At 51.8% G+C, this 13,970-nt stretch carries 14 protein-coding genes and 1 pseudogene; 10 read left to right on the top strand and 5 right to left on the bottom strand.

Going from position 1 to position 13,970, the window contains the following annotated elements:
• Positions 1 to 29: 29 nt before the first annotated feature.
• On the bottom strand, positions 30 to 581 hold the full coding sequence (locus tag F822_RS02170; protein ID WP_025039551.1) for a YaeQ family protein: 552 nt from the start codon (positions 579 to 581) through the stop codon (positions 30 to 32).
• A gap of 303 nt (positions 582 to 884) precedes the next feature.
• Here F822_RS02170 and nikR point away from each other — a divergent pair, with 303 nt between their 5' ends.
• On the top strand, positions 885 to 1,337 hold the full coding sequence (gene nikR / locus F822_RS02165; RefSeq protein ID WP_025039552.1) for a nickel-responsive transcriptional regulator NikR: 453 nt from the start codon (positions 885 to 887) through the stop codon (positions 1,335 to 1,337).
• A 78-nt stretch (positions 1,338 to 1,415) separates the two neighbouring features.
• Here the strand turns inward: nikR and F822_RS02160 are convergent, their stop codons facing one another.
• Together F822_RS02160 and F822_RS02155 are read right to left on the bottom strand one after the other, a co-directional pair.
• The gene (locus tag F822_RS02160) at positions 1,416 to 2,051 is read right to left on the bottom strand and encodes a response regulator (RefSeq protein WP_025039553.1); all 636 of its coding nucleotides are present in this window, start codon (positions 2,049 to 2,051) and stop codon (positions 1,416 to 1,418) included.
• A 69-nt stretch (positions 2,052 to 2,120) separates the two neighbouring features.
• Positions 2,121 to 4,097 carry an ATP-binding protein gene (locus F822_RS02155; protein ID WP_051536542.1) on the bottom strand — a complete coding sequence of 659 codons (1,977 nt, stop codon included), beginning with the start codon at positions 4,095 to 4,097 and terminating at the stop codon, positions 2,121 to 2,123.
• Between the two features lie 425 nt (positions 4,098 to 4,522).
• On the opposite strand from F822_RS02155, the gene F822_RS02150 reads away from it, so the two are divergent.
• The 9 genes from F822_RS02150 to yut all read left to right on the top strand — a co-directional run bounded on the left by F822_RS02150 (position 4,523) and on the right by yut (position 12,988).
• Positions 4,523 to 5,821 (top strand): hypothetical protein, encoded by a 1,299-nt coding sequence (locus F822_RS02150; RefSeq protein ID WP_025039554.1) that lies wholly within the window; start codon positions 4,523 to 4,525, stop codon positions 5,819 to 5,821.
• A 360-nt stretch (positions 5,822 to 6,181) separates the two neighbouring features.
• Positions 6,182 to 7,123 carry an urease accessory protein UreD gene (locus F822_RS02145; RefSeq protein WP_036574362.1) on the top strand — a complete coding sequence of 314 codons (942 nt, stop codon included), beginning with the start codon at positions 6,182 to 6,184 and terminating at the stop codon, positions 7,121 to 7,123.
• 106 nt (positions 7,124 to 7,229) lie between these two features.
• Positions 7,230 to 7,532, top strand: coding sequence for an urease subunit gamma (locus F822_RS02140; RefSeq protein ID WP_025039556.1), 303 nt, complete (start codon positions 7,230 to 7,232; stop codon positions 7,530 to 7,532).
• Between the two features lie 32 nt (positions 7,533 to 7,564).
• Positions 7,565 to 7,873, top strand: coding sequence for an urease subunit beta (locus tag F822_RS02135; protein ID WP_025039557.1), 309 nt, complete (start codon positions 7,565 to 7,567; stop codon positions 7,871 to 7,873).
• A gap of 36 nt (positions 7,874 to 7,909) precedes the next feature.
• The gene (gene ureC, locus F822_RS02130) at positions 7,910 to 9,616 is read left to right on the top strand and encodes an urease subunit alpha (RefSeq protein ID WP_025039558.1); all 1,707 of its coding nucleotides are present in this window, start codon (positions 7,910 to 7,912) and stop codon (positions 9,614 to 9,616) included.
• A gap of 221 nt (positions 9,617 to 9,837) precedes the next feature.
• Positions 9,838 to 10,377, top strand: coding sequence for an urease accessory protein UreE (ureE, locus tag F822_RS15120; protein ID WP_025039559.1), 540 nt, complete (start codon positions 9,838 to 9,840; stop codon positions 10,375 to 10,377).
• Positions 10,378 to 11,061 carry an urease accessory protein UreF gene (locus F822_RS15115; RefSeq protein ID WP_231623549.1) on the top strand — a complete coding sequence of 228 codons (684 nt, stop codon included), beginning with the start codon at positions 10,378 to 10,380 and terminating at the stop codon, positions 11,059 to 11,061.
• 21 nt (positions 11,062 to 11,082) lie between these two features.
• Positions 11,083 to 11,736 (top strand): urease accessory protein UreG, encoded by a 654-nt coding sequence (gene ureG / locus F822_RS02115; RefSeq protein WP_025039561.1) that lies wholly within the window; start codon positions 11,083 to 11,085, stop codon positions 11,734 to 11,736.
• Between the two features lie 292 nt (positions 11,737 to 12,028).
• On the top strand, positions 12,029 to 12,988 hold the full coding sequence (yut, locus tag F822_RS02110) for an urea transporter (RefSeq protein WP_025039562.1): 960 nt from the start codon (positions 12,029 to 12,031) through the stop codon (positions 12,986 to 12,988).
• A 288-nt stretch (positions 12,989 to 13,276) separates the two neighbouring features.
• Here the strand turns inward: yut and F822_RS15990 are convergent, their stop codons facing one another.
• Together F822_RS15990 and F822_RS15985 are read right to left on the bottom strand one after the other, a co-directional pair.
• Entirely contained in the window at positions 13,277 to 13,606 is a 330-nt protein-coding gene (locus F822_RS15990; protein ID WP_407938241.1) for a trimeric intracellular cation channel family protein, read from the bottom strand.
• Positions 13,607 to 13,705: 99 nt separating this feature from the next.
• A pseudogene (locus F822_RS15985) lies at positions 13,706 to 13,936 on the bottom strand (trimeric intracellular cation channel family protein); the annotation flags it as partial.
• Positions 13,937 to 13,970: the final 34 nt, after the last annotated feature.

The following is a 13,970-nucleotide window of genomic DNA, read 5'->3' as shown; positions in this document are numbered from 1 at the left end:
TTACCTGCCACAATGCTCGATTGAAGATTTCAAGCTGCTGGCAAGCTCTTCAGATTTACCAGCTCAAACAGCGTTGACTCAACTCCGTCGGCCAGCCAAATTTGTTTGTCCTGAATCGTGCAATTCAAACGCATGTTACGTTGCGCCTGCTTCGCGATGGCCTGGCTGGCTTCTCTTGGTAAATTGCTCACGGTCAGGTTCTTGATCTGTTCGAGCTTACCGCGGCATTGATTCCACCAAGTGTCGGCAATTCGCCCACCATATGTATAAACGCATACCTGACTGGCACGACCACAGGCTCTGCGAATGAGTTTTTCATCCGGGAGACCCACATCTATCCAGAGCTCGATAGCGCCGGTTAAATCCTTCTGCCAGAGATCGGGTTCATCACACGTGCTCAGTCCATTGCCGAAAGATAGTGATTCATGGGCGTGCAGCAGAAAAGCCAGCAATCGCACCATCATGCGTTCATCGGTTTCCGATGGGTGGCGGGCGAGGGTGAGCGCATGGTTGTGATAATAATTCCGGTCCAGGTCCGCAATTTGCAGATCGGCCTTAAAAATGGTTGCTCCAAGAGCCATATAGATATAAGTCGTTGTGTGATTAGCTTTATCAGCAGAACTATCAGGCGGTCGCGTTAAGCGCCATCTTCGGCATGCTTGCTGGTGTCTCTAATTCTACACACTTGCCAACTGATCTTCGTAACGCCTGAAAGCCTATCATTAATCGTGTAGGGAATCCCTGACAAGGCATTCATTTATTCTTACATCGTATTTCAGCGTTCCCCGACAGACGTCCCCTCATCAGTATGATATTTTTAATCCGATTGCAAGCCAGTCATACCTCGGAACACCAGAGCGAACAATATCTTGGAGCAGGTAAACATGGAACGTCTCACTATATCGCTTAATAATCAACTCGCGAAGCAGTTTGATTCTGTAATGCACAAGCGCGGTTATTTCAATCGCTCGGAAGCCATGCGTGACCTGATACGGGATCTGCTCGATACCGTCCGCGTGGAAGAACATGTCGAAGATCATTGCGTTGCCACGCTCAGCTATATATACGCTCCCGAACTGGCCAGTTGCATTACTGCGACACAACACAGGCATCATGACCTTATCGTATCCACCATGGATGTACATATCGATCACGATAATTGCCTGGAAGTAACTATCCTGAGTGGAACTATCAGGAACGTAAAAAAATTCGCCAATCATATTATTTCGATGCAAGGGGTGCAGCATGGCAAACTGCATCTTTTACCGGTTGAGATCGCCCAGGAGAGCTATTCTTCTGATTCCGTACCGCATGTTCATGGCAATGCTTTTGCGTGATGAATGAGATTGGCTGCATGAGCAAACGCCCTGTGAGCAAAGCGGCCGGAAGCGCTCAATATTGAATGAACATGCCGGTTATTCCAGCAACTTATGTTCGGTTACATAGCGGATTAGCTGGGCATTGTTCTGCATATTCATTTTTTCCAGAATACGGGCGCGGTAAGTACTTACGGTTTTTGCGCTTAATGCCAGTCTTTGGGAGATTTCAGCCAAGGATACGCCGGCGGTGATAAGTTTGAGAACGTCATATTCCCGATCGGAAAGCGTGGAATGCAGCGGTATTTTGGATGCCGGGCCCAGGTCGAACAGCAGTTTCTCCGCCAGTTCCGGATCTATGTATTTCCCTCCATTTGCCAAACGGCGGATCACGGATATCAGCAGATCGGTCGGACTGTTCTTTGTGAGATAAGCGGATGCGCCCGCGCGTATTGTCCTGATCGCATATTCATCCTCATGGTACGTACTTAACATCAGCACCTGATACTTGGCATCATCGGCCATTATCCGTTTTAGTACTTCCAGTCCATTCAGGCCCGGCATGCTGACATCCAGCAATGCCACATCCCATTCGCCACGGCGCATTTTCTCCAAGGCATCGAGTCCATCTGTCGCTTCCTCGACGACTCGGATGTCTGTTGTTTCGGCAAGAATCCGTTTCAGCCCATCCCGGAAAAGCCGGTGGTCGTCAGCAAGAAAGACTTTGATTGTCATGTGTATTCTATCGGTCTTATCGGTTCCAAGGAGGTCAGCTCTATTTCAGCAACGGTAGCGAGAGAGCTATCATGAAATTCCTCCATTTCGCTTTATAGGCAAACGCACGGTGACCACGGTTCCCTGCTGCGGAATACTGGTAATATCGATATCCGCCCTCAGTACCGCCGCCCGTTCCCGCATTCCAAGCAGGCCAAATGATTTTTTCCGGGCAACGTCCGCGGAATCAAATCCTTTCCCGTCGTCGCGTACTTCAACAATAAGATCATCTGCATTCTGCGACAAGGTAATTTCGACCTGACTTGCTTCGGCATGGCGTGCCACATTGGTCAAGGATTCCTGCACGATTCGAAATATCGCCACCGTCTGATCTTCATCCAGATCGATCGATGTCTCCATCAAATGCAACATGCAGCTTATGCCGCTATGTTTCCTGAATTCATCGGTCAGTTTCTTAATGGCTGATATGATCCCAAGCCCCAGCGAGGCCGGCCGCAAATGTTCAGCTACATTGCGCACGCTCTGATCCGCTTCATCCACCAGTTCGGCCATGTTACGCCTGATGGTTTCCATTTTCCCGCTTCTGTTATCTTCAATGCCATTTAGCAGCGAAATTTCGAGGTGCAATGCCGCCAGAAGCTGACCCAGTTCATCGTGAATTTCGCGGGCGATGTATTTGCGATCTTCTTCCCGCATCTGCTCCACGTGGGCCGCAAATTCTCTTATTGCGGCGTCCCGCACCCGAAGCCCCTGCTCTACCAGAATACGTGCTTCCGCCTGCTTGTGTTCCAGCCATTTCCCCAGATCATCCCCAACCACGTCAATAAGATTCTGCTCTTCCGGCAGCAAAAAAGGCTGGTCTTCACCATAAAATACATCTATCCAGCCATATGCCTCGCCGTAGACCATTACCTGCTTTCGTCGTATACATGTATGGCTCCTGTCATACCGATCGGATACAAACCGCTTGCCGTCAAGCTCGATTCTGATACTGGTAGTGTGAGGAAATTGCATCGCCGCAATCAATTGCACAAAAATAGTCCTGCAAACCTCCTCCAGCGACCCTGATTCCATTCCGCGACGGATCGCATAAAAACAGTTGATCTCCTTTAGTCGCTCGCGTAAGGATTCTTCAACCCGTTTTAGTTTTGTGATTTCATGTTCGATGGCTTCTGCCATGGTATTGAAATCAGAGCCGAGCTTGGCGATTTCGTTATGCGTTGCAATATCGCAGCGGGTGGAATAGCTGCCCTTTGCGATACTGCTTGCCTGGCGGCTGAGATAATCGAGCGGACGCAGGATATTGCGGCGCATGTAGACAGCGGCGACCGCCACGGCCAGCAATGCGGTGCAAAGCAATCCCAGTATCAGCAGGATTTGCTGATGGAATTTTGACTGTAAATTTCTCAGTGTAGTTTGAGTGCGATGATCCAGCTCAAGCATGAATTGGCTGATCGGCGCCATTATTCTGGTTTTCTCAGCCGTGTAACGTTCTCCGAACAACAGGTCAATAGCGAAATTGCGGTCAGGCGTGCGAGGTATGGTGAAGTTTCCATATCCATCGTCGTATAACCCTTTTATGGCGGCAAATGCCTGTTTTTCCAGGTTGACCAGATTGTCGGAATTTTTCTGGGATTGCCGCAGCAGATCCAGCTCTCGTTCACTGAAACCTTCACGCCGCATCAAATCCAACAGGGAAATGGCATTCCCGAGCGTGCTGGGTAAGGAGGGTCTGCTCACATTCCAGTAGGTGATCGGGTGATTTTCCTGGGGGCGCTGCCGTTTGCCATTACGGATATCGAGGATTTCGAAAAAAGATTGTTCGTAGACCGGATCACCGGTGATGACATAACTCCGAGCCATCTTGGTAAGATCTTCGGAACTGCGGAATAACTCGTTTGCGAGCTGTAGAGATCTGTTTTTCTGATGCTCTGCTCCGGTGATCTCATCCAGCGTACCCAGCGCCTGTGAAGAAAGCAATATCAGCAGGCTTAGGCTCAATACAGTGACGATAAGACAGAAATTGATGAAAACACCGATTCGCACGCTTCTCCTTTTCGTCTTGTTAAATCACACTCGTTTTTTTGCTTTCTGGGCTTGCAGCAAAGCTCGGCTTAGCCCGCAAATCTGGCATTGCTTGTATTGGTATTGGTTTTGTTTTATTGACGTGGCTTCCTCCCCTCAGGGACTTGGATTAGATCGTTTGTTTTTGCCGTTCTAATTGATAGGCCCAGCCATGTTTCCCATTTATTTAGAGGAGTGGCTGGAATTTCCTGAAATAATTCGTGCTTAGCTGCACTGTTCAGCCGGGATCTGTAAAGTATAAAAGAAAATCTTCTTACACAAAATTTGTAGTTTGTGGATATTTTTTAATGACTCCCATCAAAAAGTCCTGCATGATCATGCTGATCGGGTTAATAGGCATGAAGGAATTTCAAGAATGAAGAATTCTGAGAAAACGGAGTTACAAAATGGCCAGCTATGAACCATCAGCTGAGAGCGCTTTACGGAAAGGCTACCTTCGGAAGAAACGGCAAAATTTCTTTGCTCAAGTAGCACTCCTCGCGGTACTGGTGGTTGGTTTTCTGCCTTTATCTCCCGAGGCAAATGCCATAGATTTGATGCCGAGCAAGCCGAAGTGGGCTATTGATGAGACGAAATGGGTGACCGTTGGCATGGGGTTCCGCGGTTCGGGGATATGGGCGGAAAATCGTGATTACAGGAACGATTTCAGCATCGACAATGCTCGTGTGTACGTAAACGGGCAGGTTCATCAATATGTCAAGTTCGAACTTAACACCGACTGCTTTTTCTGTAATAACACGCATTCGGGTGATAGCCCGAAGATGCAATACAATATTCTGGATGCGATAGGAAAAGTCGAGGTTAACCGATATGTCAATATGTGGGGCGGACGCATGCTGGTGCCCACGGAACGGGGCGAATTGAGTGGTCCGTTCTTTCAGGCAACCCACGATGCTTTCAAGACGCCGTTTTTCTCGCAAGACTTCAGCACTAAATTTGGTAGCGGCGGGGCAGGACGCTATGGCCGTGATGACGGCGGCACCTTCTGGGGCAGTGTCGAGCCCGGCTTCATCAAAGGAACGTTGAGCTACGCCGTAGGCGTTTACCGGGGCCTCCAGTCTTCCTCTACCATCGGCCCCAACCAGGGAGATGACGTGCTATGGGCCGGACGATTCACCTACAATTTTCTGAACCCCGAAAAGAATCCCGGTTATTACACCAGCAGCACCTACTTTGGTAAAGCTGGAGATATTCTTGCGCTTGCTTTCGGCACCTCATATCAGCGAAATGGGGCCGGATCGTTTGCCAATCGCAGCGATTTCCTGGGTCTTGTCGGCGACATCCTTTTTGAAAAAGTCCTGCCTAAAAATATGGGTGTAGTCACTGTCAACGGAGAATACAAACAGTTTTATGCGAATTACGCTCCTGCCGCTTTTGCAGATCCAGGTTGCTTTTGCATGTTCGACGGAAAATCCTGGACTGTCACCGGGCTTTACCTGATACCGGTCAATGTGGGAATTGGAAAATTTCAACCCTATGGCAGATTTACCAGCGTTCAGCCTAACCATAGCAGTAATCGCGAGGAAATCGAGGGCGGCGTGAACTACATCATCGATGGCTTCAATGCGCGTATCTCGGCCTATTACCAGCATGGCGATCTCCGCACAAAGGGGCTTAACTACGCGCCCGACGTGGTGGGTGAGAAGGTTGATGTTTTCAAATTATCCTTTCAGCTGCAAATGTAAAGCTCGACAGCGTGTCTTACCGAAGGCTGAGTTCGATAGTGATTTGGTATCGGTCGATTGATACAAATACTTGTTATTCATGCAGGGCGCATTGTTATGCTCCGTTACCATGCCCGGTTCAGGCAAAAGCGTAAATTGTATTAAAAAATGCTTAATTTTCATACGCTTATTTTGGGAGATTTTTTCGCACCACTATTTACTTTGCACGCAAGCGGGTATATGTTTGTGACACTATCGGGAATAAAGCAAAGCCTTTCAGCTGTTTTTGAGACATGGTGTCGCGCCTCATCTCACCAGCTGGACCGGATGAAGCGGGTGGGTTTAACCTTTTGATGGACATTAATCAATAACAACCAAAAAATGCACTCGATTTCTCATGCGGAAGGTCTTCGTATTCAGCAAGACCGCGTCCTCTCCTCCAATCGTCCGGCTCTACAAAAGGTTTTGACTCAACCGACGTCAGGCGTATCTCATGTGCCGTTGCAAGCGCGGTTGTCTCTCGGGTTTGCGGATGATGCGGGCACTACCCGGTTGGTGGGTCGGGAGCACTTCGGCCCCTTGCTGGTGCAAAAGCCGCTTTATCCCGAAGGTCGCGAGGTCTGCCAGGTAGTAATCATTCATCCGCCGGGCGGTGTGGTGGGAGGAGACGAGCTGGAGATTGTTGCCAAGGTCGGCGCATCCGCGAATGCGCAAATCACCACACCCGGCGCAGCCAAGTGGTACAAAGCCAACGGCCATGTTTCGCACCAGAATATCAGACTCGATGTGGGCGTCGGCGGTTCGCTCGAATGGGTGCCCCAGGAAACGATCTTTTTCGATAATGCCCATGTAGAGCTTGACCATCACGTGTTGCTGGAAAAGGACGCGAGCTATATCAGTTGTGAGATCTTATGCTTTGGGCGTACCGCGTTTGGCGAGTCATTCAGCGGCGGCCAGATCAGGCAGCGCACCCGCATTCATCGCGATGGCAAACTGGTCTGGTTCGAGCAACTGCGGTTACTGGGCGGCAGCCCGGCCATGAAAGCTTCTCTGGTTCTTGCTGACAGCACGGTCTGTGCAACATTGATTGCAGTAGGCAAAGCGGTGCCCGGCGCACTGCTGCACGAAGCGCGCGAAGGTGCCAGTGCCATCGCGAATGGTGCAGGCTGTTTTGGCATCAGCCAATCAAAACAGATAGTGGTTGCGCGCTACCTTGGGGATTCCAGCGAAACCGCGCGGCAATTAATGCTGCATGCCTGGGGATTGCTTCGCCCGGCGATGCTGGGCCGCCAGCTTGCAGTGCCACGGTTGTGGAATACATGACAATTGCCGTTTTCCTGTAAGCGGCTTTTTTTTCGCCCCGCGAATCAGATTTATTGTAGTGCTCAGAGAATTAGCGACAACCATTTAATTTACCGAGGAGGAAGCAATGGACCTTACACCCAGAGAAAAAGACAAGCTTCAGATATTTACTGCGGGGCTGCTGGCGGAACGGCGCAAGGCGCGTGGCCTGCGGCTCAACTATCCGGAAGCGGTCGCGCTGATCACCTGTGCGGTGCTGGAGGGAGCGCGCGACGGTAATACCGTCGCGGAGCTCATGGCCGCAGGCACTCGCGTACTGACCCGCGCCGATGTGATGGAGGGAGTTCCCGAGATGATCCCCGATATCCAGGTCGAGGCCACGTTCCCTGACGGCACCAAGCTTGTGACTGTTCACAATCCGATTCCTTAAGAAACCAGGAGATTATTATGGCCAGAACGCCAATGGTACCCGGTGAAGTATTTGTGCAACCCGGCGATATCGAACTGAATGTCGGTAGAAAAACCAAAACATTAAAAGCCTCGAACGGGGGAGACCGCCCGATACAAATCGGCTCGCATTTTCACTTTTATGAAGTCAATTCCGCAATGAAGTTTGACCGGGAGGCTGCCTATGGCATGCGCCTGAATATCATGGCGGGCACGGCCGTGCGTTTTGAGCCAGGCCAGGAGCGTACGGTTGAGCTGGTTGAACTCGCGGGAGACAGGATCGTCTACGGATTCAACCAGAAAGTGATGGGCAAGCTGAAATAACAGCGCACCGCCAATAATCTACTGAGGAGCATAAAAATGACTTTTAAAATTTCCCGTCAGGCATATGTTGAAATGATGGGCCCCACTACCGGTGATCGTCTCCGCTTGGCTGATACGGAACTTTTTATCGAAATCGAGAAAGATTTCACCACGTATGGTGAAGAAGTGAAGTTCGGTGGTGGCAAGACGATCCGTGACGGGATGGGTCAATCTCAGCGCAACCACGCCGATGTGATGGATACGGTCATCACCAACGCAGTCATTGTGGACCACTGGGGGATCGTCAAGGCCGATATCGGGCTGAAAGGCGGCAAGATTGCCGCAATCGGCTCAGCAGGAAACCCGGATATCCAGCCCAATATCACGATGTGCATTGGCGCCGCCACGGAAATTATCGCAGGCGAGAATATGATTGTGACAGCGGGCGCTATCGACAGCCATATCCACTTCATCTGTCCGCAGCAGGCGGAAGACGCGATGATGAATGGCACGACCACCATGCTGGGCGGTGGTACCGGCCCGGCGGTCGGCACAGCTGCTACCACGTGTACACCCGGCCCCTGGCACATCCATTCCATGCTGAGAGCATCCGACGGCATGGTGATGAACACCGGTTTTTACGGAAAGGGTAATGTCAGCCTGCCGACTCCCAATGAAGAGCAGATTTTGGCGGGAGCATGTGGCCTCAAGTTGCACGAAGACTGGGGTACGACCTATGCGGCCATCGACAACTGCCTTAATGTTGCGGACAAATACGATGTGCAGGTCGCTATCCACACGGACACCATCAATGAAGGCGGTTATCTGGAAAACACGGTTGCCGCATTTAAAGACCGGACCATTCACACTTTCCATACCGAGGGTGCCGGGGGCGGCCATGCGCCCGACATCATAGCGGTCGTCGGCCAGGAAAATGTGCTGCCGTCATCCACCAATCCGACACGTCCCTATACGGTCAATACACTGGACGAACATCTGGATATGTTGATGGTATGTCATCACCTGCATGCCAACATCGCGGAAGATCTCGCCTTCGCGGAATCCCGCATCCGTAAGGAGACCATCGCGGCCGAAGATATTCTTCATGACATGGGTGCCATTTCGATGATGTCATCGGATTCGCAGGCAATGGGCCGCATCGGTGAGGTGGTCCTGCGTACGTGGCAGACCGCGCACAAAATGAAGATACAGCGTGGCACGCTACAGGAAGACAATTCCAGGAACGATAATTTCCGCGTCAAGCGCTATATTGCGAAATACACCATCAACCCGGCCATTACACAGGGTGTTTCGCATGCGATTGGTTCGGTAGAAGTAGGCAAGTATGCCGACCTCGTCTTATGGAGACCCGCGTTCTTTGGCGTCAAACCGTCCGTGATACTGAAAGGCGGAATGATAGCGGCGTCCCTGATGGGTGATCCGAATGCTTCGATTCCCACCCCGCAGCCGGTACATTACCGATACATGTTCGGCGGATACGGTGGGGGTATCAAGACATCGTGTTTCACCTTTACCTCCCAAGCGGCCATTAACGCGGGGCTGATCGATACCTTGAGGCTGGACAAGAACCTGATTGCGGTCAAGAACACACGCAATTTACGCAAGAAGGACATGATCCATAATGGGGCAACACCCAAGATGGAAGTCGATCCCGAAACCTATGAGGTGCGGGCCGACGGGCAACTGCTGACGTGTGGAGCGGAAGATGTTTTGCCGATGGCGCAGCGGTACTTTCTGTTTTGATGAGGTGATTTCCATTTTTTACCGGGAATTGCCGGGTAGACCGGATGGAGCCGGGCGTGGGATCGGCGCATTGTTCGCCGGGGTGGGCCAGTAGATTTTGTTACCTCCTGAAGGGTAAGTTTCAGGAGTAAGTCCAAGGGTTCGCTTCCGCTGCTTCTTACTGGCACCGTGATCGCAACAACATAGTAACAATACAAAATTCTGACCTTTGAGGCCTGTAAATGCTTACATTGAACGCCAGAACGGAGCATGCGGACTCGATTTCCGCTCAGCTTGTTCTACCCTACGAATTGCGCGAAAACAGCCGTTTGCGCACGAAGCTTGCATCAGGCGAAGAAGTTGCCATTTTTACCGAGCGGGGCACGGTGCTTCGCAATAACGACTTGCTGAGGAGCGACGATGGCCGGGTGGTGCAGATCGTCGCGGCACAAGAACCGACCTACCGGGTTACCTGCAATACTTCGCATAATCTTTTGCGCTGTGCCTTTCATCTGGGTAACCGTCATACACAGACCCAGGTGGGCGAGGATTTTTTACGTATCTATCAAGACAGCGTACTGAGAGAGATGCTGTTGGGGCTGGGTGCTACGGTGGTCGAAGAAAATGCACAATTCGAGCCGGAGTCGGGCGCCTACAGCGCGGGTGGAGGCCATCATCATCATGACGATGAGAGCCACGGTCATTCACATAGTCATGGTCCATTGGCTCCGATTCCAGCGCACCAGAAAATTCACCGTGCGACGGACTCGAAAATACCCTGAATGACAATGGAAAGCCCGATATTGCTTCGATTGCTGCAATTGGCGAGCCCGTCGCTACCGATTGGCGCCTATACCTATTCGCAGGGATTGGAAGCGGCCATCGAGACCGGCATGGTCAAGGACGAGAGCTCTGCCCATGCCTGGATCACCGAATCGCTTGCTGTCGTCGCGGACTTTGAAGCGCCGGTACTTTGGCGTTTATTGAAGGCTTTTTCCGCTCGGGACATGGCGGCAGCCACATATTGGACGGAATGCTTCATTGCGGCGCGTGATACCGCCGAGTTCCGCGCCGAAACAATTCAGATGGGATATTCTCTCGCCAAGCTGGTGGCAGATCTTAAAATCGCGGATGACGAGCTTCTGAAGATATTGACGAGCCAGCCCGAGATTCCTCTGCCTACGGCGTTTGCCTGTGCCGCAGAGGCACTGGCGGTACCGCATGAAGCCGCCTTGCTTGGAATGTTGTTTTCCATGATTGAGAATCAGGTGCTGGCCTGTGTGAAGTCTGTTCCGCTTGGGCAGGTTTCAGGGCAGCGTCTTCTGCTTTCCCTGCACCCCGTTCTGGAAAACGCATCGAATCACGCACAGCGACTGGCGGACGACGAGTTATCCAATTGGGCGCCCGGTCTGTCCTTATTATCCATGCAGCATGAAGTTCAATACAGCCGGATCTACCGGTCCTGAATTGTCTAATCGGAAACAAAAATGACAAAATCATCAAATCCCCTGCGCGTCGGTATAGGCGGCCCCGTCGGTTCTGGAAAAACCGCTTTATGCGAAGCGCTTAGCAAAGGAATGCGTGATCGCTATGAAATGGCCGTCATCACCAACGATATCTATACTAAAGAAGATATGGAGATTCTGCTGCGTGCCGATGCGCTACCGGCTGAGCGTTTGATGGGTGTCGAAACCGGCGGTTGCCCGCACACGGCGATAAGAGAGGACGCATCGATCAACCTGGAAGCCATAGCGCGCATGACCGCCGACTTTCCTGACCTCGATCTTATCCTGGTCGAGTCCGGAGGCGACAATCTTGCCTCGACTTTCAGCCCGGAGCTTTCCGATCTGACCATCTATGTGATCGACGTTGCCGCCGGCGAAAAAATACCGCGCAAGGGTGGGCCTGGTATTACACGTTCCGCCTTGCTCGTTATCAACAAGATCGACCTTGCACCTTACGTCGGTGCGGATCTTGGTGTAATGGCCCGCGATGCGAAGAAGATGCGTGGGGACCGGCCGTTTGTCTTTACCAATTTACGAACTGGGGAAGGTGTTCAGGAAATCATCGATTTCATCGTAAAACAGGGATTGCTGGAAGAAATGAAGTCTCGAAATTTGGATTTACCGGCAGCTAGCTGACGAATTGCTCTTATTTGCTTTACCTACGCGATACATCACAGAATTATCAATAGATGGCCGTGCTTTCCATGCAACCGCAACGCAAAGAAATACAGCGATCACATAACCCGGATGTTTCATAAATTGACGCGCGCCCTCGCTGGTCTTTTGTTTCGTATGAAAATTTCGTTCAGTCGGGTGTATGAATAACTACACCACTCTTTCACAAAATTTCCCTACAAAACAAAACCCTGCGCAATCATCACGCGAATTTATGAAACATCCGGGATAAGAAAAATTCTGGAGGTGAATAATGAATTGGTCATTAAAAATAGATGCGGCGCTGCCCCGGCCGCTGCGCATAATTTTTAGAGGTGTCGGGCAAGTATTTTTTTGTTGTAACGCGGTGACGGGATTTATCTTTCTGCTTGCACTTTTTATCGGTGGTTTGGCTGCGGGCGCTGCCGCTACCGTCGGCGTGATAAGCAGCACTGTGGCGGCTTACGTTCTCGGTTTCTCCGAGGATGATATCGAGGCGGGACTATACGGATTCAACGGTACGCTGGTAGGTCCATGCCTTTTTTTATTCCTGGAGCATTCACCGCAGCTCTGGCTGTACGTCGTTCTGGCCTCGATATTATCGAGTATCGTGCTGGCGGCGCTCATGAGAATTCTTCATCCTTATAACGTTCCAGCCTCGACCTCACCATTTGTCCTGACCTGCTGGATGTTCCTGGTCGCGGTGTACGCGTTTGACAGCTTTACTCGGGGTCCGATTTTACCCTTGCCCGGTATTCCCACCATCGTGACGGGTGTGGGGACGCTTCCAGCCGAGATATGGTTTATCGCGCTCGCAAAAGGCGTAGGCGAGGTCATGTTTGCGGATAGCGTTATTGTCGGTATCCTGTTTTTGGTGGGTATCGCAATAGTTTCATTGCGGGGAGCGCTGATGGCGGTGGGTGGGGCGGTGGTGGGTTTGATCGTACCCATGATTTTTGGGGCAAACCAGAATGCGATTGAGATGGGGCTGTATGCATTCAATCCAGTTTTGACGATGATGGCGGTGGGCTGGGTCTTCCTTAAACCTACCGGTAGAAGTGCCGCGTTGGCGCTATTGGCGGGCATACTAACGGTGGTGTGCCAAGCTGGGCTGGCCAGTTTTCTCACGCCGATAGGTTTGCCGACGCTCACATTCCCGTTTGTCCTGGTCATGTGGATGTTTCTGTTTGCTGCCGGAATGTCCAAATATTGGTCAGCACCTTCAGCCAAGTAACGACGGGGGAGGGGGAACGGCGGAGTTGGCTCCCCGTATCCCTGAACCTCTTCCTCATACTCTTCCCAACTCACCAGATGATTGCGATAGTCGTCGTACTCGCCACTGTGCTCCACGTACAAGTCGCCCGACTTTAACTCGTCCATCACTGCCGAAAAGACAGCTTGTTCGAAGTATTTACGATGAAAATTCGATGAGCCCTCGGCCTGGCATTTCCCAAATATCAATGCGCCATTTGTCGGGCATCCATTCCAGAGACAGCTCGGTGATGCCACTTTCGTCGGCCGACTAACGATCCTTCCGATTTTCCGCAGCGTCTATTTTCGCGCCAGGATGTTCGGGCGGGTGGGCGATCGGCAGATGCCAGCCGTGTCGGATGGCCGCCAGGCGCAGGCCAAAGCAGAGAGCCGCGCCGGCGCATGTCGTTGCAGCGGATGGAAGTTGTAGCGCATCGCCAATCACCACCACGGCCGCTCCAGCAAGGGCAGCGACGGCATAAATATCGGATCGCAAGACAACAGGAACGTCAGACAGAAGTACATCGCGCGCCATACCGCCGCCGACTCCAGTCAGCATGCCCAGCAGTGCCGCCATGACCGGGTCGAGACCGAAGCCGATGGCCTTCTGCGCACCGGAAACGCAGAACAGCGCTAGCCCCGCGCCATCGAATATAAGTACGGGATTGCGCAGTCGATTAATGGCGGGATACCAAAAAAATGTGAGCATGCCGGCAAAAAGCGAGGCCGCCAGATAGCGCCAGTCGCTGATTGCCGCGGGCGGGATTGCGCCGATCAGCAGATCGCGGAAGATTCCTCCGGAATTGCCTGCGGCAAAGGACAGCACCAGGACTCCGAAAAGATCAAGCCGGCGCTTGACACCGGCCGCCGCTCCGCTCAGCGCGAAAACGAAGGTGCCGGCAAGATCGAGCGCCAGCACGAAAATCTTCATCGCAGCATCCACGTCAAAAGCAGCGGAAGCAAAC

Source organism: Nitrosospira briensis C-128, from assembly GCF_000619905.2.
Classification (GTDB): Bacteria; Pseudomonadota; Gammaproteobacteria; order Burkholderiales; family Nitrosomonadaceae; genus Nitrosospira; species Nitrosospira briensis.
The sequence above is the reverse complement of the archived record's forward strand: the minus strand, read 5'-3'. Positions and strand labels throughout refer to the sequence as shown.